Origin of the sequence: Acidobacterium sp. S8, from assembly GCF_009765985.1 — a bacterium.
Taxonomy (GTDB): Bacteria; Acidobacteriota; Terriglobia; order Terriglobales; family Acidobacteriaceae; genus Alloacidobacterium.
The window spans coordinates 104,974-127,714 of the sequence record NZ_LMUM01000026.1; the positions used below are offsets into that span (position 1 = coordinate 104,974).

The following is a 22,741-nucleotide window of genomic DNA, read 5'->3' on the forward strand; positions in this document are numbered from 1 at the left end:
TTTCGTGGGAGGTGCTTGCCTAGGAATTGAGCTGACCGGCGCGGATGGCAAAGCTTTTATTTGAGGGCACTGCGCTGTCATTCTAATCTGCATTACTTAAGTTTCAGATTCTATAAGTTCTTCCTATACCAAGCATATGTCTATTTGTATTCTCTGAATAACTTTTCAACGTATCTAGCTAAGGGAGCCAGCGTGTCCGAAGGGGCGGCGGTGAGCGTGGTGATACCTACGTGCGGGCGGTCACGGCAGGTTGCGGCTGCTGTCAAAAGTGCGCTTGCCCAGAGTTATGCGCCATTCGAAGTAATCGTAGTTATCGATGGATTCGATCCCGAGACCATAAGCGTGTTGGGCACGTTTGGCGACCAGCGATTGCGGCTGATCACACTTGAGAAAAATGTCGGAGGCGCCGAGGCTCGCAACATCGGTATTCGCTCGGCCTGCGGTGAGTGGATTGCCTTCTTGGATGACGACGATACCTGGATGCCCGAAAAGCTGAAACGTCAAATGGAAGTAGCGGCGTCAGTATCCGCACTATTCCCGATTGTGAGCTCGAAGCTGTTGGATCTTCGAGCTGGTATGACCCGGATGCTTCCGTACAGGCTTTATGAGAAGGGAGAAGACGTGAGTGAATACCTGCTTTGCCGTCGAGGGCTGGGCTACGGCGGTGGCATGCTGCAAACGTCAACACTGCTGACGAAACGCGATCTTCTGCTGGATCTTCCTTTTCTGAAGGGGCTGAAACTGCATCAGGACTGGGACTGGCTGATAAAGGCGGCTCGTCGGCCTGACGTGGAGATTGCGATGGCTCCGGAAGCGCTCACCGTGATGTATGTCGATGAACAGAGTGGAAGCGTTAGTCAATCGACCGACTGGAAAGCATCGCTCGAATGGGCGCAGGAAGCGCGTTCCGTGATGAGCCGACGCGCATATTCATTTTTTATTGCGACTGAGTGTGTATCGCGTGCACGAAAGAACGGCGCCGGGGTCAAGGTTGTCTGTGAGCTTTTGCGAACTTATTTCCAGGATGGACATCCGTCCGCTCGCTCGCTCGTTCTCTTCCTGGGATTCTTACTATTTTCGAGGAGACACCGAAACATACGGAAAAGACGGTCGAGGAAGTCGTTCCTGACCGGAAAAACGGAGATGATGACAGGCTATGACTAACTATATTGGAGCGTTTCTCGAAGCTACTCAAGAGATTGCTGTCCGGCTTGACCAACATGTTATCGATCGAATGATAGAGCTGTTGGTGGATGTGCGCTCGAATCACGGTCGCGTGTTTTTTCTGGGGGTAGGCGGGGGCGCGGCACATGCCAGTCATGCGGTGAATGACTTCCGCAAGATCGCCGGGATAGAGTGCTATGCGCCCACCGACAACGTCGCGGAGTTAACAGCGCGTACCAACGACGATGGATGGGAAAGCTGTTATGCAAACTGGTTGCGTGTCAGCCGGCTGCATGAACGCGACGCAGTGTTTGTGTTTTCTGTGGGCGGAGGCAGCGTGATCCCTCCTCTCAGTACAAATATCATTCGCAGCCTTGAACTGGCGCACCGTGTTGGAGCGCGAATTCTGGGCGTCGTCGGAAGGGATGGGGGATGTACAGCCAAAATTGCGGATGCCTGTGTGGTGATACCGACAGTGCTAGACGATTCCATTACACCGCTGGTAGAAGCTTTTCAGGCAGTGATATGGCACCTGGTTGTTTCTCATCCGCGGCTGAAAGTAAATGAAATGAAATGGGAGTCGACAACGGTCCTGGTATGAGGCGAGCGGTCTTTCTCGATCGGGATGGAGTGCTAAATCGGAACGTGTGGAATTCTGCGACGGAGGCCTATGAGTCTCCACTTACGCCTGAGCAGTTCGAACTGCTGCCGAAGGTGGTTCCGGCGCTGAAGTTATTGCGTGATGCCGGCTACCTTTTATTCCTGGTTTCGAATCAGCCAAACCATGCCAAGGGCAAGGCCGATATGGAAGTGTTGGAGGAGATTCACAGGAAGTTTGAGATGCTACTTACAGCTGAAGGCATCGTTTTTAGCGATTATTATTACTGCTTTCATCATCCAAATTTTACGGGGGCATGCCGCTGTCGAAAGCCTTCTCCATATTTTTTATTTGAAGCGCGGGACCGCTTCGATGTTGATCTCGCGCAATCCTGGATGATTGGAGACCGCGTAAGCGACATAGCATGCGGGCGCGCCGCAGGCACCCGCACGATCGGAATAAGCCCGATGACGCAGTCGCAGACCGGAGCTGATTGCATTGCCGATGATTTGTGGAGAGCAGCTCAGATCATTACCTGTTATGAAAGAGCCAGCATCCCGGATGTCTTGGCCGCTTCGACGTGATAGCCAGCGGCGCATGTGTCACGGTAAAACATCTGCACGGTTTCGAGCGAATAGGCGTCCAAATCTTTGCCGATCAGGTTTAGTTTGTCGAGTATTTCAGGGACGAGTGTGATGATGTGGCAGCCGGCATCTTCAGCTTGAAAGATGTTGAGAATCTCTCTTGGGCTTGCCCAGAGGAGCTCTACGTGAGGCAGCGGCTCCAGAAGTCGAACAGCCTGACGCATTAGCGGAACTGGATCAATACCTGTATCCGCTATGCGGCCGGCGAAGATAGAAATGATAGCCGGCTTTGCCGGATCGAGGCAGTCGGCGACACGCTCAACCTGCTCCAGTGTGAACAACGCGGTGACATTAAGAGGCACGCCTGCATTCGAAAGACGACGCAGGCTGGAGCCCGTAAATGCGCCCCACGTATTTGTAACTGGAACCTTTACATTTATGTTAGGCGCCCAGGAAGCGATCGTAAGCGCGTCCTGCTCCATGGCCTCCGGATCGTCGGCGAGCACCTCAAATGAAATGGGTCTGTCAGAGATTACCTTTGTAAGCTGTCGCGCGAAGATCTCGTAGTTGACTACATGTGATTTCCGCATGAGCGTGGGGTTTGTTGTAAATCCTTTGATACGCGGATCGGCGGCCCATGTTAGCAGGCTGCCGAGGTTGGCACCATCACAGAAGAGTTTGGTACGAAAATGATTTATGTCGAGCATAGTTTCCGTTTGATCCGGGAGTTATGGTTGTGGATCGGTGCTCCATGATCCGCATGCGGTCTGGAGAGAAATCCCGGCTTCCTGAGATTGATTTATGGGCGCTTGTTCATTCTGGCGCTCAAACAGAAAGAGCTGCCGGAGAACAAGGTAAATGAAGTGAGTATTGCCGATCAGGTATCTGCGCCAAAGACGCCGAGGCTCTTGAACAAGACGATAAAGCCACTCCATGCCTAACTTCTGCGTCCACAGCGGGGCGCGACGGCGCAGTCCTGCGAGTGTGTCGAATGCCGCTCCGACAGACATAGCGGCACCTACTGGAAGAGAAGGACAATTCTGAAGCATCCACATTTCCTGCCTGGGGGCGCCAAGGGCCACAAACAGGAGGTCGGGGGATGACTTTGTGATGAGCTGATGAATATGAGCCGACTCGATAGGATTATGTTCAAATCCACGGGAAGGGCAATAGACGCCCGCTATGGATAGAGCGGGATATCGAGCCTGAAGCCGGAGTGCTGCTTCGACGGCTGCACCCGGCAATCCCCCGAGAAGGAAAATGCTCAATTGATGATCTGCTGCTTCGCGGCAGAGGCGTTCCATCAGCTCGCCTCCCGGTACGCGTTCCGGAATCTTCTGGCCCAACAATCTGGAAGCAAGCACTATCGAAATTCCATCAGGAACGTTCAGGGATGAAGCGCGCAGCGCCTGATAGAAACGAATGTCGTTTTGTGCGAGCGTTATCAACTGAGCGTTTGGTCCCATGATAAGAATGGGCGCTTTGCCGAAACTATTCCGTAATCCATCCAGCACCGCCGTCGCCGCTTCATCCATCGTCAGACGATCGATGGGAACATCGGCGATATTACATCGTCGCGTAGATGAAAGCGGCATCCGTTTAGACTGCAGAAGCCCTTGCTCAAGAAACGCGCTGAGGCTCATGGCCAGAAGACTTCCTTTCTGCAATGAAACAAGGTTGGGGAAACACCATTCGCAATCATCCCCCCAGGGAAATATTCGTCCCGCAATCTTTGAAGAAGGTAGGCGGGCGAGGCGAGAGCTGTGCGAAGCAAGGACGCAAATGCACTGCCATAATGTTTTGCGGCTAGATGCATATTCAGGCGCCGAAGGTGCTGCTTAGCAGCAAGGCGTGTCGCGGGGATCGCGTCTTCGAGAAGCGGTGCTATGTCAGCCAGAGGTAACGGATCGCGGCTGTCGAGATGCGAAAGCAGCAGGTACTGAATGTACAACCCATGCAACTCTTGAAGATAGGCATTCCTGGAACTGATGCTCGAGGCATTCTGACGAAAGCCAATCAGGACCTCCGGGAGAAGATGGACATCGTAATGCAGGGCCATGCGCCACCACAGATCGGCATCTTCGCTGTGGGTGAGGTCTCGATATCCGCCTATGGCAAGAGTTTTTTCAACATTGAGAGCTACGGATGGGTGGCAGATGGAAAGCAAATAACCCGACTGCACAATCTGCCGCAGCTGCTGCGGCGAGCCGCGGGTGCAACGGAAAAGACCGAGGCTGCGGCTGGCAGGATAGTATTCCGCAAGCGAATAGAACATGCCGGCATTCTCATGCCAAGCCATCTGCTCCTGTAGGCGTTCGATGCGGCTTGGGTAAGATACATCGTCAGCGTCTTGGCGTACGAGCCATTTTGTCTCTGTCTCGTGCAGCATGCGGTTCAAGGTTACTGTAAGCCCGGAATGCGGCTGAGACAGAATACGCAGACGCGGATCGTGAAGCGTTTCGAGATAACGAAGGCTAGGCTCATCTGCGCCATCGACGATCACGAGAATACGGAAATTCCGGACGGTTTGCCGAAGCAAACTTTCGATTGCTTCAGGAAGATAGGGCATTGCGTTATAGACAGGCAGACCGATCGTGATCGAGCTTCGGCGCAAGGCCACTCCTCAACACCCTGTTGACATGGGACATCCCGTGGCAGCTTCGCAACGAAGAACCCAAGGACAAGCAAGGCAGTAATTACAAAATGTTATTAACTAAGAGTATGGATAGTTATGTCTAGAAACACGGTAGTTAGTCAAGAAGTTTTAGTTTCACCAGAAAACTTAGGTAATGTTTTCATTTGACGATGGTTCTGTTAGCTTCCTACCTACAAATCACTTATTTTTAGATTGAATCGGGTCTCGGACGTTTCACGCTGCGACAGCGGCGTTGAAGGCTCGGAGGTTCGGATATACATGGACGGACAGAGCTAGCTGCAGTGGTTTGTGATTGCCTATGTTGAATGCACGATTGGCTAACGATCGCAGTAGACGCTACTTCATCGCGGGTGGTGCCGGATTCATCGGAAGCCATCTGGTCGATGCTTTGCTTGCCGAGGTTTCGACTGAAGAAGTCACGATTTACGACAATTTGTCTTCCGGACGCGAGTGGCATTACGAGCAGCATGGGTCAGACGCCAGGCTTCGTGTTCTGCGCGCCGATGTGACGGATCTCCAGGTTCTTACACGCGCCATGGTAGGACATGATGTCGTGGTACATCTTGCGTCGAATCCTGATATTGCCCGCAGCGCCGTCGAACCCGAAATTGATTTTCACCAAGGTACATGCCTGACAAACAATATCGTGGAAGCGATGCGCCGATCGGGTGTCAACCGGTTGCTGTATGCCTCAGGAAGCGGCGTTTATGGCGACCTTGGCGAGGAAGTGGCATATGAAGATCATGGTCCGCTGATTCCGATATCGACTTATGGCGCAAGTAAGCTCGCGGGAGAAGCGCTGATTGCCAGCTATTGCGCGATGTTTGATCTGACTGCTTGTGCCTTTCGATTCGCGAACGTTGTGGGTGCACGACAAACACACGGAGTGGGCTTTGACTTCGTTAGGCGGTTAACGACCAATCCACAGGTGCTGAAGATCTTAGGCGATGGCACGCAGAGTAAATCGTATATTCACGTTTCTGACGTAATGCGTGCTCTTCTGCATGTTGAGCGGGACAGCAGCGAGCCGTTTGCCGTTTTCAATGTATCGCCTGAGGATGCGATTACGGTCACGGAAATTGCTGAGTTGGCGGTCGAGTGTCTTCAACTGGATTCGATGCCCCAGCTCGTTTATTCGGGAGGTGATCGCGGCTGGAAGGGCGATGTTCCGGTCGTGCGTCTCAACTCTGACAGGCTAAGAAGCTTGGGCTGGCGATCCCGTTATACAAGTCGCGAGGCGATGCGTCTGGCGTTGATGAGCATGATCGCTGATGAGAGAGTGTCCTATGCCTAGCGCGCTTCCACCTCTTGCATTATTAGCCGGCGGATTGGCTACGCGCATGCATCCGTTCACTGAAAGCGTGCCCAAGTCATTATTGCCGATCAGTGGAGAGCCATTCCTTGCCCATCAGTTGCGATTGCTTGTCAGTCAGGGATTTAACGAGGTGGTGCTGTGCTGCGGACATTTAGGCAAGCAGATCGAGCGATTCGCCGGGGATGGCTCGCGATTCGGTTGCCATATTCGATATTCCTACGATGGAGATGCGCTCCTGGGCACGGGTGGTGCGTTGCGACGCGCGTTGCCACTGCTGGGCGAACGTTTCTTTGTCATGTATGGAGACAGTTATCTCTCGCTTGATCCAGTGCGCGTGTGGGAGGCATTTGTCGCTTCCGGGCAGGCGGCCTTAATGACTGTGTGGCGCAACGAGGGTCTCTTGGAGAGAAGCAATGTCGAGGTGTGGGATAGAAAGATTATCCGTTATGACAAGTGGAACCATGACGATAGTTTGCGATACATCGATTACGGATTGAGTGTGCTTTCTGCTGATGTGTTGGAGGCGTGGCCTGAAACGGCGCCATTCGATCTAGCAGATACGATGGCACGATTGGCTACGGAGGGCAGGCTGGCTGCCTGTGAAGTTTCGCAACGATTTTATGAGATAGGTTCGCCGGAAGGATTTCGCGCGACCGAAAAGATGCTGGCTGGATTACGCATGTCCCGAGAGAGCGAACTGGTGGCTTCTATTGGTGGCCAGGCATGATCATTACCCGGACGCCATTGCGCATTTCGATCGGAGGCGGAGGTACCGATCTGCCGTCCTACTACAACGAATTCGGTGGCTTTGTTATATCGGCGGCAATTAATAAGTATGTCTACATTTCGATTAACAGGAGCTTTTTGCCCGGATATTTCCTGAAATATTCAGACGCGGAGCATGCGCTGAATTATGAGGAGATACGGCATCCTTTGCTGCGCGAAGCGTTGAAGATGCATGAGGCTCCTTCACCGCTGGAGATCGTCAGCATTGCTGACGTGCCTGCAGGTACAGGTTTAGGCTCGTCAGGAGCATTTCTTGTTGGTCTGACTCACGCTTTACACGCATATGCACGTAAACGCGTGACCGCGGAAACGCTGGCTCAGGAGGCGGTGGAGATCGAGATGAATCGCTTGCATGAGCCTGTAGGCAAGCAGGATCAATATATCGCAGCATATGGCGGGCTGCTTTGCCAAGAGTATGAGAAAGACGGCTCAGTGAGAGTTTCGGCTTTGAGAATCGATGAGACAGCTCTTACGGAATTGCGCGATTCGTTAATGCTCTTTTTTGTGGGGCAGACGCGCAACGCCTCCACTTTGCTGATGGATCAGCAGAAGCGTTCTGAACAGCAAGATAAAGCCATGCTGGACGGACTTCACTTTGTAAAACAACTGGGACGAGAAATACAAAGTGTTTTGGAATCAGGAGCGGTCCACGAATTCGGCAGGCTGATGCATGAACATTGGATACGCAAACGCCGCAGGACTGTAGGAATGAGCAATGACGAGATTGATCACCTGTACGAACTCGCGCGCGTACGCGGCGGCTCGACCGGAGGAAAGCTGGTAGGCGCGGGAGGAAGCGGCTTTCTGCTGTTGCAGACACAAGATAGAAAGCGCCTGCGGACGGCGATGACGGATTCCGGCGTCTGCGAGATGGAATTTGACTTTGATTTTGACGGCTCGTCTGTAATGATGCGCAGCGCCTGAGAGGAAGTATGGCGACAGTATTCCCAGAATTGCAGAGGGCCCCGGATCTTCGAACTATCTTCGAAGATAAATGGACGTTAGGCGCTTTAACTGGGATTATACGAAAGCGGCGCGCGAGCTTTTTGCTGGTTGTCGTGTCATTTATAGCAGCAGCCGGGCTGTATTGCCTGCTGGCGACACCACGGTACGAAGCGATCGGACAAATTCAAATTCAAAGAGACAATGCCGTTGCCTTCGGACTGGACAACAGTGTAATGGGGAGTGAGGCCGGCACCGCTTCCGATGCTTTGGATTACAACCTTAGCCTGGAAACCGAAGTAAATATTCTTCGGTCGGATTCACTTGCCCTGCAGGTCATTCGGGAACTCAATCTGGAGACGAGCCGGGATTTCTATCCTCGCGAGCGGTCAGGGCAGAATCAACCGCCACGGTGGATGACGTTCTGGAAGAAGCCGGTCGAGCCAATGAATGTGCCGCTCGATGGCGCTCCGAACCGACGGTATGTCGTTCTCAAGATTTTTGCCAGCCATTTGAAGGTCGAGCCGGTGACAGGCACTCGCCTGATCAGCATCAGCTATGCGAATCCGGATCCTACGGTCGCGGCAGATGTGGTGAACCATCTCATCAACGCCTTGATCGAGTATGCTTTCCAGTCCCGCTTTCGTGCGATGGCCGAGGCTTCAAACTGGCTGACGACGCAACTGGATGGCTTGCGGAGGCAGACGGAAGAATCGCAGACGCGAGCCATTGCTCTGCAAAGGGCTACTGGCATGTTCGGCGAGGACGAATCGCATAACGTGATGCTCTCTCGTCTTGAGAGCTTGAACGATGCCTTATCAGCGACTGAATCGAATCGGATTTTAAAACAGGCGGTTTACCGCATCGCTGAAAGCGGCGATCCTGAGCTGATCTCAGGGCTAAGCGGAAACGCAACACTCGGCGGACCAGTGCCGATCGCGAACTCGCTGGGGCTGATTCAGAATCTGAGAGTACAACAGGCATCCATGCGCGCCGAACTTGATCAGGATCGGGTGCGTTATGGCGCGGCGTATCCGCGTATCGCAGAACTGCAGGCTGAACTCGACGGCATCGAGAAATCCATTCATGACGAAGTGGGTCGCATTCGAGAACGCGCACATACGGATTATGAGATTGCGGCACGCACTGAGACGTCAGCAAAAGCAGCTTTCGAAAATCAGAGAAAGCTGGTGAATGGCCTGAATGATAAGACGACAGCCTACCGTTTAGCGAAGCAGGAGGCGGATGGCAGCCGTGAGGTCTATGAAGGTTTGGTCGCGAAGTTGAAGCAGGCAGGCGTGCTCGAGGGTTTGCGATCGACGAATATTTCGATTGTGAATCCTGCGCGTGTTCCACCGCCAAACCATCCGAAAAGCCCGAATACGATGCTGTATTTTGCGGCCGCGATCGGTGCGGGATTCATTTCTGGTGCTGGTGCGGCTTTGTTTCGCGAACTGACCGATACGAAAATCCGAACCTGCGAAGAACTGGAAAAGCTGACAGGTGTGCCGCTGCTTGGGTTGATTCCTGCATTTAACAGGAGGAACGGCGGCGCTAGCGAGAGAAGGGTGCTGTCGAAAGCGGCTAAGCTTCCGCCTGCCGGACAGATTGAGAATCCTGATGCGGCACGCGGCCTTTTTGCCGAAGCATTGCGTTCCTTACGCACAGCGCTTGTGCTTCCACACAGTAGCGATGCTCCGAAGGTTTTCTTGATCACGAGCGCGAAGGCTGGTGAGGGTAAGAGCACGGTGTCATTGAGCCTGGCTACTGTTCTTGCACAACAGGGAGCGCGGGTACTGCTGGTAGATGCGGACTTACGCCGGCCGATTCTGCATGAACGCATTGGACTGCACGCCTCAGGCGGACTGAGTGCAGCTCTCACAGATGGCCTTGCTATGCCGGAAGTGGTGGAAGGCATTCCGAACCTTCATGCGATTTGCGGTGGAGCGGTGCCTGATTATCCGTCTGAACTGCTCGGCTCCAAGAGAATGCGCACACTAGTGGGTGAATGGAAAGATGACTATGATTTCATTCTCCTAGATGGACCGCCGGTACTGCCAGTTACAGATGCCATTGTGCTGGAACAGATAAGCGATGCGGTACTGCTGGTTGCACGCCACGGAGTGACCGAAAAAAAAGCAATGCAGCGTAGCTATCGTGCGATTGCTCGGCAGTTGCCGCAGAGAACAGTGCTGGGAGCCGTGTTGAATGCCGTGCCGGTCCGCTCTTCTTCTTTCTATGAATATTACGGCTACCGGAGCCGGTCGTTAGGGGGAAGGGTGGCAAATTGAAGTTCACAGTTGGCGTTGCTGTTCTTTTACTGCTCGGCGCGTTCAGTAGCAGAGTCGATGGTCAGGCTGTTCCCGTGGTTTACCAATCGAACGGTGCTACCGCGCAGGAAAGCTTGAAGGTTGGCCGTGGCGATCTTCTGCATATCACGATCTTCCGAGAGCCTGATATGGAACAGAAGGTACGGGTAAAGGATTCCGGCGAAATTGACCTAGATCTTGCTGGAACATTGAAGGTTGCAGGGCAGACCCCATCGGAAGCGGCGCGGATGATTGCACAACAGTATGTCAATGGCCAATTTCTTAATCATCCGCAGGTGTCAGTCCTGATTGAAGAATATGCGACGCAGAATGTGTCTGTTCTTGGCGAGGTGAAGAAGCCGGGCGCATTTCCACTTACCACGCCTCGCGATCTGTTGGATGTTCTTGCACTGGCAGGTGGGCTGACGGAGATTGCAGATCGACATATTACGGTGCAGCGGGTGGATAAAGCCGGTGTAGAAAAAGCATTTTTGCCCAACAATCCATCGACGGATTTAAGGCAGGCCGGGGTCATAGTGTATCCGGGCGATACGATTCTGGTGCCCAAAGCAGGTCTGGTGTATGTGATGGGAGACGTGTCGCGTCCTGGCGGCTACGTAATGCAGGACGACGCGAAGATAACTATACTGCAGGCGGTAGCCATGGCTGCCGGAGCAAACAAGACCGCGAAGGAGGATGATACACGGCTCATCCGGAAAGCGAATGGCAGCTATCAAGACAGTATCGTGCCTTTGAAAGATATCGAGGAAGGTAAACAGCCGGATAAGGAGTTGCAGGCTGATGACGTTCTTTACATTCCTTTCAGCATGACGAAACACGTGATCCTGGCTACCGCCGGAATCGTGTCATCGACAACCGCGGCGGCTATTTATGCCACCCGATAAAAGATACTCGTTGCCACTGACAAAAACGTTCTCGGCGATAGAGGTGGAACAAATTCTGTGTGTTTGTGTCCTGGCCTTCTTCGCTATGCAGGGAGCCATTCCGGGTATCGCTCCAAATGAAGCGAATGAAATGACGCACATGGCGGCTACGAACCTGATGAAGGTCGCCGGCATTGGTTCGCAACTGCTTATCAATGCGACCATCGCAATGCTCGTTCTCGGATATATTGAGCGGTTACGTCACTTCGCATTCGCTCTGCAATGGACTGCCGCGATTGCCGCGCTCAGCATATGTTCGACCGTCTGGTCCCAGGATGCTACGACGACTGCGAGGCGTTCGATTCCTTTTGCATTGGCAGCCGCGTTTGGATTGTATTTTGCGTCGAGATTTCAAATACGGGAGCAGCTATCAATCCTTACATCCACTATGGTGCTCTTGGCTTTAGCAAGCGCGGCGCTTGCTTTCTTCGCCCCGTCCATCGGGCTCGAGGCGTCTCAAGGGCATCACGGCGACTGGCAAGGAGTATTCACTCAGAAGAATGCCTGTGGACGTGCAATGGTTTTCGCCGGAATATCGCTTCTTTCTGCCGGACGAATGAACCCTGCGCGTTATGCGGCGCTTTTACTCTTTACGGTTGTGCTGGTGATGAGCGGCTCGCGCGGAGCATGGCTGATTGGGGCGATTCTGATATTTTGCTTTGGACTGCTTTGTCTTTTAGATCGCTTCGATCCAGGTAGTCGGGTTCTTTTGCTGTACGGTTTAGCCTTTGCGATGATTGCGGGACTTGCTGCAGCGTGGTTTTGTTTGCCGATGGTTATGGGACTGTTGCATCGAGATGTCACGCTCACGGGACGCACCGCGATATGGCACCAGGTCTGGATTGCAATTCGAAAACGACCGTTGCTGGGTTACGGGTTTTCCGCGTTCTGGCAAGGTATGCGGGGCGAATCGAGCAATGTCACGATCGCTCTGCGATTTGTGGTCTTCCACGCACATAACGGATTGCTTGAAATGTGGCTTGAGCTGGGTGCGACGGGACTTCTTTTATTCGTTCTGAGCTATTTGCGGGCGTGGCGCAAGTTGTGGGTGATTCTCCGTTCTGGAGGAATAAGAAGAACCTTCTGGATGATCTTATTTCTTCTATTTATCGCACTTTACAACTTCGATGAAAATACGCTGCTTACATTTAATGGGATCTTCTGGGTGTTATATGTAGCAGCGGTTGCGAATATAGAGATATTTTCGCTTGAACATAGGCAGTTGTCCTCACTAAACAATCGGGCGGTATCGATAGATCCTTTCCACCGGCCCAGTATGGTGAGGATATAGATGGCGACCATTCAGCTGGTTGGTGCTGACGCTGCTGAACCTCATTCAAAGGTAGCTCGGAGATTTTATCGGCCAGAGCTCGATGCTTTGCGCTTTTTCGCATTTCTGGCGGTCTATGTCTGTCATAGCATTCCCAACTCTCTTGCGGCAGCTGGCGCTTCGGGAAGGAGTGGAGCAGGTGTTGCCTTCGTAGCAGCCATTAAAGATACGGGTAATTTTGGAGTTTGCCTGTTTTTCCTGCTGAGTGCATTTCTTATTACAGAACTGCTGCGGCGCGAGGATGAAGCCTACGGTCCTATTGATATCGGCTCGTTTTACTTGAGACGCATCTTACGCATTTGGCCACTTTATTTCGGTATTACAATCGCTTATTGGCTGGGAGGATACTTCTTTCCTGCATTGCGTCTCGAGCCGGGGCGCGTCATCTCGTATTTTCTACTGGCAGGGAATTGGTATATCGCGCTGCATCCATGGATTCAGACACCGTTACGTTCGCTATGGAGTATTTCTGTCGAGGAGCAGTTTTATCTGGCTTGGCCGCTGCTGGCCCACTATGGAGGCATGCGCGCACTTGCTAAGGCGTCACTTGTTCTAGTGCCGCTCTCGCTGCTGACAATATATGTGGTTTCGTCAGACAAGAGCTATGCGCACAACACGGTTTGGGTAAATAGCTTTACACAATTTCAATTTTTTGCGTGGGGAGCATTGCTTGCTTTGGCGTTGGACGGGAAAGCATTGCGAATCGATAAGGTGCTGCGCGGCACTATGTGGTCGTTGGGAATCTCTCTTTGGATGTTCGCCGCGCACGCGATCAAGATCAAGCGAGCCGGGGTAGATGTGCTGCCGTCTCAATATTGTTTTGGATATCTGTTGGTCGCGGCGGGTTCTATGCTGTTGCTGCTCGCGGTGCTGGGGATCTCAAATGGAAGAGTGCCGCGATGGGCAGTATATCTGGGAAAGATATCGTTTGGGCTTTATGTGTTTCACGAGACCGCATTTCTTATAGCCGACGAAGTGCAAAAGCATACTGCAGGGTACATGCCATCCATGGGATTATGGCCGGGTCAAGACAAACCAGCATTACTGGTGCTGAATAAGATCTTCTCGTTGGGTATCACTGTATTGCTGGCCGTGTCTTCTTACCATTTCTGGGAAATCCCATTCCTTCGACTCAAGGAGCGTTTTACCTGGGTTCGCTCACGGGAGGTCTAGAAGAGGGTGAGAACAGTGTTGATCTATCGCAACGAATTGTTGCCGGCATCAGAGACATTTATTCGTGCGCAAGCTGGCGTACTCCAAAGATTTACGCCTGTTTTTGCCGGATTGAGACGGATTGACAGCGGCTTGGATATGCGAGGCGCCAGCGTTCTGACGTTGTCGAATTCCGAATCCTTGCGGAATAAGTTCAAACGTAGAGTATTTCTTCGTACTGGCCTCGCCAGGGCGTTCTCAGAAGGCATCGCAGCGCGAAACCCGGAACTGGTACATGCGCACTTTGCTGTGGATGCTGCCGCAGTACTGCCGATTGCGAAAGATTTGTCTGTACCTTTGATCGTTACATTGCATGGCTACGATGTGACGTGTGCCGCGAACGAGTGGAAAAGCTGGCCAACGGTCCGTTGCTATATGCGGCGCATGGCAGCTCTCAAGAGGTACGCCCATTTATTTCTCTGTGTATCCAAGCATGTGAAGCAGCAAGCATTGGCTCTAGGATTTCCCGAGGACAAGTTATATGTACATCACATAGGCGTCGACCTGAAAGAACGACAACGCCGGCCAAGCTCGCGCGAAAACAATACCGTGCTTTTTGTGGGCAGGCTGGTTGAGAAGAAGGGGGCGAGCTACCTCATCCGCGCAATGTCCCTTGTAAATCATGTAAATCCACAGGCAAGACTGGTGATGATTGGCGACGGCCCTCTGCGCAACTCTTTAGAACTAGAGGCAGCGCGCTGCGGTGTAGATGCTCTTTTTCTTGGTGCTCAAGAGCATGAAGTTGTCAGGCAATGGATGAGCGAGGCGCGCGTGCTTGCAGCGCCCAGTGTACGTGCTGTGAACGGCGATTCAGAGGGACTACCTACCGTTCTTTGCGAAGCCCAGTCGGCAGGACTGCCAGTGGTTGCATTTGCCACGGAAGGAGTTACAGAGGCGTTTCCTCCGGAGCGCCGGAAGTCTTTGCCCCGGGAAAGAGACATAGCAACACTTGCCGAACAGATTCTTTTCCTTCTGAACAACGACGACGCATGGTGCAAGGCGAGCAAGACGGGGAGAGAATGGGTCGAGTCAATGTTTGATCTTTTCTCCCAGACAAAGCTATTGGAAGACAAATACGAGGAACTGATTGAGAGTCATCGTGGCTGAAAATATCAGTCTGCGAAGGCATACGTTATGGATGGCTTCTGGCCAAGGCATCTCGCTTGCTTTTCAGGCCATATATTTTCTGCTGATCGGCCGTACACTCGGCAGCTATGAGTATGGGGCATTTGCAGGTGTCGTGGCACTCATCAACGCGCTGAGTCAATTCAGTAGCCTCGGCATGGAGATGATACTGGTACGCAATATCAGTCGATCACGCGAATCGTTTCGCACCACATGGGGCAACGCGCTGCAGATAAGCACCTGCGGCTTCTTCCTTGTTCTCGCGTTCGCTTTGCTGCTTGGCCGATTTGTTCTCAAAGCAGAGCTTCGGCCACTTATTCCATATATAGCGTTATCAGACGCGTTGTTAGGAAAGCTGGTCATACTTTCGAGCAGAGCGTTTCAGGGAGCTGGAGAGATTGGTGAGACTGCACGCCTTACCGCACTCACCAGCATCCTTCGCACCGTCGCCGCTCTCGGCCTGTATCTATTCGCCCGAGTCACACATGTACATGCGACAGCTTTTCTGTGGACAAAAATTTATTGGTTGTCCTCGCTGGTGACGGCAGTCGTCGCCTTCAGATTGGTTGCAGCACGCCTGGGGTGGCCGCGGTTCGAGATGATTCGCTTGCATGATCTGACCGATGGGCTCAGCTTTTCACTTTCGAGTTCATCTGTTTCTATCTACAACGACATAGACAAAAGCATCCTGGCGGGAAGGGGAGATCTATATGCGGCTGGTATTTATTCGGCTGCGTATCGAATCATCGACGTTGCGAGCGTTCCGATTTATGCGATTTATACGGCAGCTTCGCCTCATTTTTTTCGCGAAGGAGAACGCGGTATCGCGCATGCTTCGATACTGGCGAATCGATTGCTGGGGAAGACTGTGCCCTACGGGATTGCAATTGCTCTCGCGCTTTTTGCAGCTTCGCCTCTGCTGCCATATTGTTTCGGCGCGTCGTTTGCAGGGGCTGTAGAAGCCATGCGATGGCTTTGCCTTCTGCCTTTGATCCGCGGCCTGCATTACGCATGGGGCACAACGATTACCGGATCGGCTTCGCAATGGTATCGAACTGCCACGCAGGCCGGAGCAGCGATCTTCAACTTGCTGCTCAATCTTGTACTCATTCCAAAGTGGTCATGGCGAGGAGCGGCTGCGGCGAGCCTTTTGACAGATGGCTCGCTTGCAGCCGCAGCCTGGGTGATTGTTAAATATTTGCAGCTAAGAGAAGATGATCGATCCGTCCTGACGGAGACCGCCTGACTAAAACTCCTCAGAAGTAGCAGTTTCGAGAACCTTATCTTTAATCTTTGGGCTGCCAAAGACGCGGAAGTTCGTGGTGTTCTTCAGGCGGAAGGCCTGTTGATGACTATCTGCTGGTACCTTGATTCGGAAGAAGTCGGCATCTGTAACTGAATCGAGCACAAAAGCAGGGCGAGCATCCGGTGTCGCTGATGCGATCTCTACATTTATCAGTTCAATGTTGTTCACGTGCCGAATAAAGAAGCCATGCGCAGGCATCGGCCCGAACATATGAGGATCAGGGTATCCGGCTTCGCTCTCGGGAGGTTGCATCGCGGCCATTTCTGCCGTTCCTCCACCCTGATGATGCAGGTAGACGTTGCTGACTTTCATATCTGTAATTGGATGATCGGGGATGCCACTGATGATGGCGGCATATTTCGATGCGGAATTGTAACTGACGATATTGCTGAGAATGATGCGGCGGCAGTCACCAATCGGAACACCTTGCGGCCCGCGCATCCTGCTACCAAGACGAATGAAGATCGGGGATTCGCTGATGTCGCGCATGGTGATGTTGGTAAAGGCGATATCTTCAAGCAGCGCTCCGTCTTCGCTTTCCAGGGCAATGCCGTTACAGCCTTCAAATACGCAGTTGGAAACGGTAATATTTTTGAAACCGCCATTCGATTCCGTACCGCATTTGATTCGGCCTGTCCGCGGCACGTGAGCATCGGGAGGAAATTTCTTAAAGGTGCCATCGAGTACGGTTCCGAGCTCATAGCAGCCGGTGACATAACAATTCGTGATCGTTACATTTTCTGTAGCGCGGGCGTAACCCAGTGCGTAAGAACTTTTAGGGCAGATAGCGTCATCCCACGGCGAATTGACGGTGCAGTTCGATACGCGAACATTTTTGCAGCAGTCGATGTCCATACCATCGCGATCAGTGTCGATCTTCAGATTATCGATAGTCAGGTTATCGACGCCGGTCGCGAGAATGCCGAAATGGCCGCCTTTGAGAACGGAGAAATCGCGCAAGATAATATTCCGGCAGTTCTTGAGCGCAATCGCTTTATTGCCGATGCGCGAAGATTCGGCTAGAGGCTGTTCCTTGCTCCAGCCACGACTGAGCCCTTTGCCCCAGATGAGTCCGGGGCCATCGATGGTGATGTCGTGCAGTCCTTCGCCCCAGATCAGACTGTTGTGCCAGTGATTATGGCCATAGTCCTGATAGTTTTCCCACGGCACATTGGATTCCGCTGCGTCATAGCCATCATTGCCGTTTGCAGGAGTGTCCGCGGCGACGATTGTCGATCCTTGCAGAAGGCGGAGCGCCACGTTGCTCTTTAGCCGAATAGAAAAAGAATTGTAACTGCCCGCCGTGAAGACCACGGTGCCGCCGCCCGCCGCTGCAGCTGCGTCGATAGCGCGGTTGATCGCCGGCGAGTCGATGGTCTTGCCGTCTCCGGTAGCGCCGAAAGCGCGGACATCATAGATAGCGCCGCTGGGAAGGTGGGAGGCCGGTTGAGCTCCGAGCTTTAAGGGCGCAATGATTCCGGCGGCTCCGACGGTGGCGTACTTCAATAAATCGCGGCGAAGTTGTTCCATGAGACTTCCTGAAGTGGTCTGACCTCTTAGCACACACGATACACTATGGCGGCGATGAACGGCCAGCTATCGTAGTTGTTTAACAGGGCTACGGGCTGGTAGTTATAGATCATTTTTCTTAGACTTTCGTCATTTGATGACCAGAGGAAGAAAAAATCTCAAACCAGCATGGGCAGGTTTTTCTTCGCCTGCGGCGAAGAAAAACGGTTCTCCTCTCGTTGACTACATCATCTCGGCAAATGATCTGGAAAAATAAAAGCGGAGGAACATTCATTCCTCCGCTCTGGAAAATCGGTCTTGATCTAAAGCGCTTCTTGCAACGTGGAAACAACGTTGGCGATCTCGATATCTTCGCTCGAGGCCTTGGCGCGGGTTACTAGTTCCACTTTACCTTCCGCAGCTTTCTTGCCGACGTTGATCCGATAAGGGATGCCGATCAGGTCCGCATCCTTGAATTTCACACCAGCGCGTTCATCGCGATCATCGAGCAGGACGTCGAAGCCAGCAGCTTCGAGATCGGCAGCGATGCGCTCGCCGGTGGAGAGGAGATTCGAGTCAGTCACGTTAGTTACGGTTACGACGACTTCAAAAGGCGCGATCGAACGCGGCAGCCAGAAGCCGTTTGCATCATGACTCTGCTCGATGGAGGCGGTAAGGATACGTTCAATACCGATGCCGTAGCTGCCCATGATGGGAGTGACTTCCTTGCCATTCGGATCGAGGACGCGTGCTCCCATGATCTGGGTATAGCGATACCCAAGCTTGAAGATGTGTCCGATTTCGACAGCCTTTGCCACCTTGAGAGGTGAGCCGCACTGCGGACAACTTTCGCCTTCGACCACATTGCGCACATCCGCTGCGATCGTCCAGGTGAAGTCGCGTCCCGGGCTGACATTGCGGTAGTGGTAATCGAGCTTATTTGCGCCGCTCACCATATTTTCGCGGCCTTCGAGAGCGAGATCTAGAATGACAGCAACTCCATCCTCGCCCAAGGCCTTGGCCGGAGTTAATCCGATCGGTCCTAAGAAGCCGGCTGGACCGTGGATGTATCGCTCGAGTTCCTCGGGCTGCATCGGACGAAGTTCGGCGGCCTTAATAAGCCCGAGCAGCTTGGTCTCATTCACCTGATGGTCACCGCGCAGGAAGACTACGACCGGACTCCAAACGGCCTTACCTTTCGGATATTTTGTTTCTGCCATGTAGGCGACGCACTTAATGTCGCTTGCTTCGGAGATATTGAAGAACTTTGCGACATCGGCAACTACGGCAATGCCGGGTGTCGAAACCAGCTCCGGCTTACCATCACCGGTGGGAGGAAGCTCCGAAACAGGAGCCAGCTGCGATGTAGCCTTTTCGAGGTTCGCCGCGTAATGGCATTTCGGACAGCTCACGATGAGATCTTCGCCCGCATCGGTGTACACCATGAATTCCTGTGACTGTGTGCCTCCCATGGCGCCGGAATCGGCTTCCACGGCGATGAAACTGAGGCCACAACGGGAGAAGATGGCGCGGTATACCGCATCGTGCAGATCAAAACTCTTGTCGAGTCCAGCGGCATCGATATCGAAGGAATAGCTGTCCTTCATAATGAATTGGCGTACACGCAGCAAGCCGGCCTTTGGCCGGGGCTCATCGCGAAATTTGGTCTGAATCTGATACCAGATCTGAGGCAGCTGTTTGTAGCTGCGCAGCTCTTTGCGCGCGATATCGGTCATGACTTCCTCGTGAGTCATACCGAGGCATAGCGGTGCGCCCTTGCGATCCTGCAGACGGAACATGTTCTGGCCCATCGTGTTCCAGCGTCCGCTCTGCTCCCAGACTTCTGAAGGCAGAATGCCGGGCAGGAGAAATTCCTGGCCAATCTTGTCCATCTCTTCGCGCACGATACCGACGATTTTGTTGATAGAGCGCTGTCCGAGAAACAGGTAAGAATAAATTCCCGCGCCGAGTTGCCGGATGTATCCGGAGCGGACGAGGAACTTATGGCTGGCGACTTCGGCATCTGCCGGAGCCTCGCGGAGGGTAGGAACAAAAAGCTTCGACCAACGATGCATGCGTACTTTGCGCTTTCCTGATAGTGAGAGTCGGGCGTAAGCTTCTATTCTAACTGCAGCGTCCTCAGGGGTTCTTCAATATGGAATACGACCCACTCTTAGTGGAAACGGTCGCGATCGATCTTCCCGGCGTACGGGTGATCGGTTTACAGGGTCCGTTAACGGTCAATAACCTCTTTATTTTCCAGCAAGAGCTTCGCAACGGCGCCTGGGCAGTAACCATCCTTGAAATGCTGGGCGTACCCTACATGGACTCAGGCGGCATGGGCGCGATTATCAATTTCTATGTTTCGTGCCAGAGGAGTGGCTGCAAGCTTGTCGTTTGCGGATTGAACTACAGAGTCGTCGAATTGTTCAAACTTACCAACGTGGACAAGCTGATTACGATTGCGGATGATGTGGATCACGCCCTGGAACTGTTGAAGAAGTCGGCCAGCGCACATTCTTAATGTCGAATCTTTCATCTTGCGCGCACATTTTCAGTGACTGCGAAATGTGGCAATCAGCAGCCAGCCATTCAGCCCGGCAATGAAGACAGCTACTGAGTAGCTGAGCGCGATCAGCCAACGTTTGTTTGAGAACTCACCCATTTTCCTTCGGTCGCTGGTGAGGGCGACCAGCGGAAAGACGGCAAAACTTAGCTGCATGCTGAGAATGACCTGACTAAGAATGAGCAGATTCGACGTTCCACGTGTTCCGTAGAAAGCAGTGACGATGACGGTGGGGATGATAGCCGCCGAGCGCGTGATGAGTCGGCGAAGCCAGCTTGGGAGCCGTATTTCGAGAAAGCCTTCCATCACGATCTGTCCGGCTAGCGTCCCGGTAATGGTCGAGTTCTGCCCGGAAGCAAGCAGGGCGAGAGCGAACATCAGGCTGGCGCCACCAAAGCCGAGCAGGGGAGTGAGCAGCTTGTAGGCATCTTCGATCTCTGCGACCTGAGTGTGCCCGCTGCGGTGAAAGACGGCAGCCGCCACGATAAGGATTGCTGCATTTACGAAAAGCGCAAAGGTGAGAGCTACGGCCGAATCGATGTTCGCAAAGCGAAGAGCCTCGCGCTTGCCCCAGGGAGTTCTCTCATAGTCTCTGGTCTGCACGATGGATGAGTGCAGGTAGAGATTGTGCGGCATTACGGTCGCGCCAAGGATACTGATAGCGATATACAGCATCGCGGGGTTGGTAACCATGGATGACGATGGGACGACGAGATGAAAAAAGACGCTATGCCATGCCGGCCGCGAGAGGAAGGTTTCAATTGCAAACAGCGTCGCAATCGTGCCAATCAGCACGATGACGAAAGCTTCAAGATAGCGAAAGCCGCGATTCTCGAGCAGCAGGATCATCAGCACATCGAGGCTGGTAATAATGACGCCTGCAATGAGAGGGATGCCAAAAAGTAACTGCAATGCAATGGCGGATCCAATGACCTCGGCCAGATCGCAGGCGGCGATTGCAATTTCGGCGAAGAGCCAGAGTGCAACGGAGACGGGTTTACTATAGCGTTCGCGACATGCCTGCGCCAGGTCTCTGCCGGTAACGATGCCAAGTTTGAGAGAGAGGCTTTGCAGCAGAATGGCCATCAGATTGGAGACCATGATGACAAAAAGCAGGGTATAGCCGTAATGTGAGCCGGCAGCGAGATCTGTGGCCCAGTTGCCTGGGTCCATGTATCCCACAGAAACGAGGAAGCCTGGCCCGATGAAACCCAGCATGCGGCGCCAGAATTGAGGAGATGACGTAAGTCGCACGCTCGCATGCATATCCGGCATTGAGGGCCGGTCTGATGCGGCAGAAACGGATTCGGCCGACCTTGCTGTCTGCATACGTAGGCTGAGCAGGCGAAAATACCTGTTAGCTTAAGTATGTCATAGTAATTAACTCTGGTTAATTAAAAAATTTATTCATAATTGCTTGCCTGATCTGCGCCTGACCCAAACCTTTTCCGCCGCGGGCTTTCCAAGGATCGCTGGACCGGCGAGAGTTTCAATCCCGACGGTCTCGTCGTAGTTATGAGTAATCACGCGAAGCTGGGTTTGGGGACCGATGCCGGATCGATGCAGAAAAAGCAGGAGTTTAGGGTCGCGCTCATACAGGCTGGCCACAACGTAGTCGGCGCCCTCCTGAGCCTCAGAAAGCGGAATAAGGGCTTTCTTTCTTCGCTGTGCGGGACTCTCCGGCAGTACTGAATTGCCGTGAGGGCAGGTGCCCTTGTCGCCCAGTTTTTCGATCAGTTTGGCCTCGAATTGCGGCGAAACGGCGTGTTCCAGACGCTCTGCTTCATCGTGGATCTGATACCAGTCCATGTGAAAAATTTCTGAAAGCATGCGCTCGATCAAATGATGGCGAAGAGCGGTATGATAAGCAGCCTCACGTCCCTTCGCGGTCAAGCGCACCACCCCGTCGGACTTGACGTCGATGAAGGCATCCCTTTTCAGGCGTTTTAAGGCCATGGTCACGGCAGGTGGTGAAACTGAAAGCCAATGGGCCAAGGTGACTGGAAGGACGCTTTGACCCTCGGATTCGGCCTCGAGGATGGCCTTCAAATAATCTTCCTTGGATATGGTGATTGTTTCTTTCATTGTTGCTTCATACTAATCACCTGGCCTGGCCATTTGCCAGTGCGTAGCGTCAGGAACCGTAGTGCCTGCCCTCGTCATTGCGCTCCCACGGATAGGTCTGGATGGGAGTGAATGTCCGTTGAAAAAAAGCGTCGTCGAGAATGTAACACTCTCCATCTTCTCCACGCACGATCCAGTCTCCCACCTTTACAGAACTGAATCCAAGATCGGTTGCGATCGTCTTTGCTTCCTTAGATTGAACGGCTTCTACAAGTAGTGGTCTGCAGGTCCGAAATGTACCCATCAGAATGATTTCCTCCATCGCTGGGCT

The 22,741-nt window shown here is 53.0% G+C and carries 21 protein-coding genes; 13 read left to right on the forward strand and 8 right to left on the reverse strand.

Annotated elements, in window-relative coordinates; translation table 11 throughout:
• The first annotated feature begins 60 nt into the window (after positions 1 to 60).
• From GSQ86_RS09880 to GSQ86_RS09890, 3 genes are read left to right on the forward strand one after another with little or no spacing between them, the layout of a single operon-like run.
• Positions 61 to 1,164 carry a glycosyltransferase family 2 protein gene (locus GSQ86_RS09880; RefSeq protein ID WP_158749783.1) on the forward strand — a complete coding sequence of 368 codons (1,104 nt, stop codon included), beginning with the start codon at positions 61 to 63 and terminating at the stop codon, positions 1,162 to 1,164.
• On the forward strand, positions 1,157 to 1,765 hold the full coding sequence (locus tag GSQ86_RS09885) for an SIS domain-containing protein (protein WP_158749784.1): 609 nt from the start codon (positions 1,157 to 1,159) through the stop codon (positions 1,763 to 1,765). Before GSQ86_RS09880 ends, GSQ86_RS09885 begins: the two co-directional genes overlap by 8 nt.
• Entirely contained in the window at positions 1,762 to 2,346 is a 585-nt protein-coding gene (locus GSQ86_RS09890) for an HAD-IIIA family hydrolase (RefSeq protein ID WP_256366829.1), read from the forward strand. Before GSQ86_RS09885 ends, GSQ86_RS09890 begins: the two co-directional genes overlap by 4 nt.
• Here GSQ86_RS09890 and GSQ86_RS09895 read toward each other — a convergent pair.
• The 3 genes from GSQ86_RS09895 to GSQ86_RS09905 are packed head-to-tail and all read right to left on the reverse strand — an operon-like array spanning position 2,301 to position 4,960.
• Positions 2,301 to 3,053, reverse strand: a complete 753-nt coding sequence (locus GSQ86_RS09895) for a transaldolase (protein ID WP_158749786.1) — start codon at positions 3,051 to 3,053, stop codon at positions 2,301 to 2,303. The two genes, GSQ86_RS09890 and GSQ86_RS09895, sit on opposite strands and share 46 nt — an antisense overlap.
• A gap of 21 nt (positions 3,054 to 3,074) precedes the next feature.
• Positions 3,075 to 3,989, reverse strand: a complete 915-nt coding sequence (locus tag GSQ86_RS09900) for a WecB/TagA/CpsF family glycosyltransferase (protein ID WP_158749787.1) — start codon at positions 3,987 to 3,989, stop codon at positions 3,075 to 3,077.
• Complete coding sequence (locus GSQ86_RS09905; RefSeq protein ID WP_158749788.1) at positions 3,986 to 4,960, reverse strand: glycosyltransferase family A protein; 975 nt, start codon at positions 4,958 to 4,960, stop codon at positions 3,986 to 3,988. The genes GSQ86_RS09900 and GSQ86_RS09905 overlap by 4 nt, the downstream gene beginning before the upstream one ends.
• Before the next feature lie 355 nt (positions 4,961 to 5,315).
• Between GSQ86_RS09905 and GSQ86_RS09910 the strand changes: the two genes are divergently transcribed.
• Genes GSQ86_RS09910 through GSQ86_RS09950 form a run of 9 tightly spaced genes read left to right on the forward strand, consistent with a single transcriptional unit; the run spans position 5,316 to position 16,211 of the window.
• On the forward strand, positions 5,316 to 6,296 hold the full coding sequence (locus tag GSQ86_RS09910; RefSeq protein ID WP_254062281.1) for an NAD-dependent epimerase/dehydratase family protein: 981 nt from the start codon (positions 5,316 to 5,318) through the stop codon (positions 6,294 to 6,296).
• Positions 6,289 to 7,044: a nucleotidyltransferase family protein gene (locus GSQ86_RS09915; RefSeq protein ID WP_158749790.1), complete on the forward strand. Its 756-nt coding sequence runs from the start codon at positions 6,289 to 6,291 to the stop codon at positions 7,042 to 7,044. The genes GSQ86_RS09910 and GSQ86_RS09915 overlap by 8 nt, the downstream gene beginning before the upstream one ends.
• Complete coding sequence (locus GSQ86_RS09920) at positions 7,041 to 8,027, forward strand: galactokinase (RefSeq protein WP_158749791.1); 987 nt, start codon at positions 7,041 to 7,043, stop codon at positions 8,025 to 8,027. The genes GSQ86_RS09915 and GSQ86_RS09920 overlap by 4 nt, the downstream gene beginning before the upstream one ends.
• Positions 8,028 to 8,035: 8 nt before the next feature.
• A complete protein-coding gene (locus GSQ86_RS23720) occupies positions 8,036 to 10,336 on the forward strand; it encodes a polysaccharide biosynthesis tyrosine autokinase (RefSeq protein ID WP_158749792.1) in 2,301 nt (766 codons plus the stop codon).
• Positions 10,333 to 11,259, forward strand: coding sequence for a polysaccharide biosynthesis/export family protein (locus tag GSQ86_RS09930; RefSeq protein WP_158749793.1), 927 nt, complete (start codon positions 10,333 to 10,335; stop codon positions 11,257 to 11,259). Before GSQ86_RS23720 ends, GSQ86_RS09930 begins: the two co-directional genes overlap by 4 nt.
• Positions 11,260 to 11,269: 10 nt before the next feature.
• Positions 11,270 to 12,589 carry an O-antigen ligase gene (locus GSQ86_RS09935; protein ID WP_158749794.1) on the forward strand — a complete coding sequence of 440 codons (1,320 nt, stop codon included), beginning with the start codon at positions 11,270 to 11,272 and terminating at the stop codon, positions 12,587 to 12,589.
• The gene (locus tag GSQ86_RS09940) at positions 12,590 to 13,801 is read left to right on the forward strand and encodes an acyltransferase (protein WP_158749795.1); all 1,212 of its coding nucleotides are present in this window, start codon (positions 12,590 to 12,592) and stop codon (positions 13,799 to 13,801) included. It abuts the gene before it with no gap.
• A 6-nt stretch (positions 13,802 to 13,807) separates the two neighbouring features.
• Positions 13,808 to 14,947: a glycosyltransferase gene (locus GSQ86_RS09945; RefSeq protein WP_158749796.1), complete on the forward strand. Its 1,140-nt coding sequence runs from the start codon at positions 13,808 to 13,810 to the stop codon at positions 14,945 to 14,947.
• Complete coding sequence (locus tag GSQ86_RS09950; protein WP_158749797.1) at positions 14,940 to 16,211, forward strand: oligosaccharide flippase family protein; 1,272 nt, start codon at positions 14,940 to 14,942, stop codon at positions 16,209 to 16,211. Before GSQ86_RS09945 ends, GSQ86_RS09950 begins: the two co-directional genes overlap by 8 nt.
• Here the strand turns inward: GSQ86_RS09950 and GSQ86_RS09955 are convergent, their stop codons facing one another.
• Together GSQ86_RS09955 and GSQ86_RS09960 are read right to left on the reverse strand one after the other, a co-directional pair.
• Positions 16,212 to 17,801 carry a glycoside hydrolase family 28 protein gene (locus GSQ86_RS09955; protein ID WP_158749798.1) on the reverse strand — a complete coding sequence of 530 codons (1,590 nt, stop codon included), beginning with the start codon at positions 17,799 to 17,801 and terminating at the stop codon, positions 16,212 to 16,214.
• A 302-nt stretch (positions 17,802 to 18,103) separates the two neighbouring features.
• Entirely contained in the window at positions 18,104 to 19,855 is a 1,752-nt protein-coding gene (locus tag GSQ86_RS09960; protein WP_158749799.1) for a proline--tRNA ligase, read from the reverse strand.
• Positions 19,856 to 19,935: 80 nt separating this feature from the next.
• On the opposite strand from GSQ86_RS09960, the gene GSQ86_RS09965 reads away from it, so the two are divergent.
• Entirely contained in the window at positions 19,936 to 20,304 is a 369-nt protein-coding gene (locus GSQ86_RS09965; RefSeq protein ID WP_158749800.1) for an STAS domain-containing protein, read from the forward strand.
• 30 nt (positions 20,305 to 20,334) lie between these two features.
• On the opposite strand, the gene GSQ86_RS09970 is transcribed toward GSQ86_RS09965, so the two are convergent.
• The 3 genes from GSQ86_RS09970 to GSQ86_RS09980 form a co-directional block, all read right to left on the reverse strand.
• Positions 20,335 to 21,675: an Nramp family divalent metal transporter gene (locus GSQ86_RS09970; protein ID WP_158749801.1), complete on the reverse strand. Its 1,341-nt coding sequence runs from the start codon at positions 21,673 to 21,675 to the stop codon at positions 20,335 to 20,337.
• Positions 21,676 to 21,753: 78 nt separating this feature from the next.
• Positions 21,754 to 22,431 carry a metal-dependent transcriptional regulator gene (locus tag GSQ86_RS09975; protein ID WP_158749802.1) on the reverse strand — a complete coding sequence of 226 codons (678 nt, stop codon included), beginning with the start codon at positions 22,429 to 22,431 and terminating at the stop codon, positions 21,754 to 21,756.
• A gap of 49 nt (positions 22,432 to 22,480) precedes the next feature.
• Positions 22,481 to 22,714, reverse strand: coding sequence for a hypothetical protein (locus GSQ86_RS09980; RefSeq protein WP_158749803.1), 234 nt, complete (start codon positions 22,712 to 22,714; stop codon positions 22,481 to 22,483).
• Positions 22,715 to 22,741: the final 27 nt, after the last annotated feature.

Bases quoted from the DNA above. Each gene is read 5' to 3' on its own strand.
- GSQ86_RS09885 (WP_158749784.1), top strand. From the start codon at position 1,157: ATGACTAACTATATTGGAGCGTTTCTCGAAGCTACTCAAGAGATTGCT.
- GSQ86_RS09890 (WP_256366829.1), top strand. From the start codon at position 1,762: ATGAGGCGAGCGGTCTTTCTCGATCGGGATGGAGTGCTAAATCGGAAC.
- GSQ86_RS09895 (WP_158749786.1), bottom strand. From the start codon at position 3,053: ATGCTCGACATAAATCATTTTCGTACCAAACTCTTCTGTGATGGTGCC.
- GSQ86_RS09900 (WP_158749787.1), bottom strand. From the start codon at position 3,989: ATGAGCCTCAGCGCGTTTCTTGAGCAAGGGCTTCTGCAGTCTAAACGG.
- GSQ86_RS09915 (WP_158749790.1), top strand. From the start codon at position 6,289: ATGCCTAGCGCGCTTCCACCTCTTGCATTATTAGCCGGCGGATTGGCT.
- GSQ86_RS09920 (WP_158749791.1), top strand. From the start codon at position 7,041: ATGATCATTACCCGGACGCCATTGCGCATTTCGATCGGAGGCGGAGGT.
- GSQ86_RS23720 (WP_158749792.1), top strand. From the start codon at position 8,036: ATGGCGACAGTATTCCCAGAATTGCAGAGGGCCCCGGATCTTCGAACT.
- GSQ86_RS09940 (WP_158749795.1), top strand. From the start codon at position 12,590: ATGGCGACCATTCAGCTGGTTGGTGCTGACGCTGCTGAACCTCATTCA.
- GSQ86_RS09955 (WP_158749798.1), bottom strand. From the start codon at position 17,801: ATGGAACAACTTCGCCGCGATTTATTGAAGTACGCCACCGTCGGAGCC.
- GSQ86_RS09960 (WP_158749799.1), bottom strand. From the start codon at position 19,855: ATGCATCGTTGGTCGAAGCTTTTTGTTCCTACCCTCCGCGAGGCTCCG.
- GSQ86_RS09965 (WP_158749800.1), top strand. From the start codon at position 19,936: ATGGAATACGACCCACTCTTAGTGGAAACGGTCGCGATCGATCTTCCC.
- GSQ86_RS09970 (WP_158749801.1), bottom strand. From the start codon at position 21,675: ATGCAGACAGCAAGGTCGGCCGAATCCGTTTCTGCCGCATCAGACCGG.
- GSQ86_RS09975 (WP_158749802.1), bottom strand. From the start codon at position 22,431: ATGAAAGAAACAATCACCATATCCAAGGAAGATTATTTGAAGGCCATC.
- GSQ86_RS09980 (WP_158749803.1), bottom strand. From the start codon at position 22,714: ATGGGTACATTTCGGACCTGCAGACCACTACTTGTAGAAGCCGTTCAA.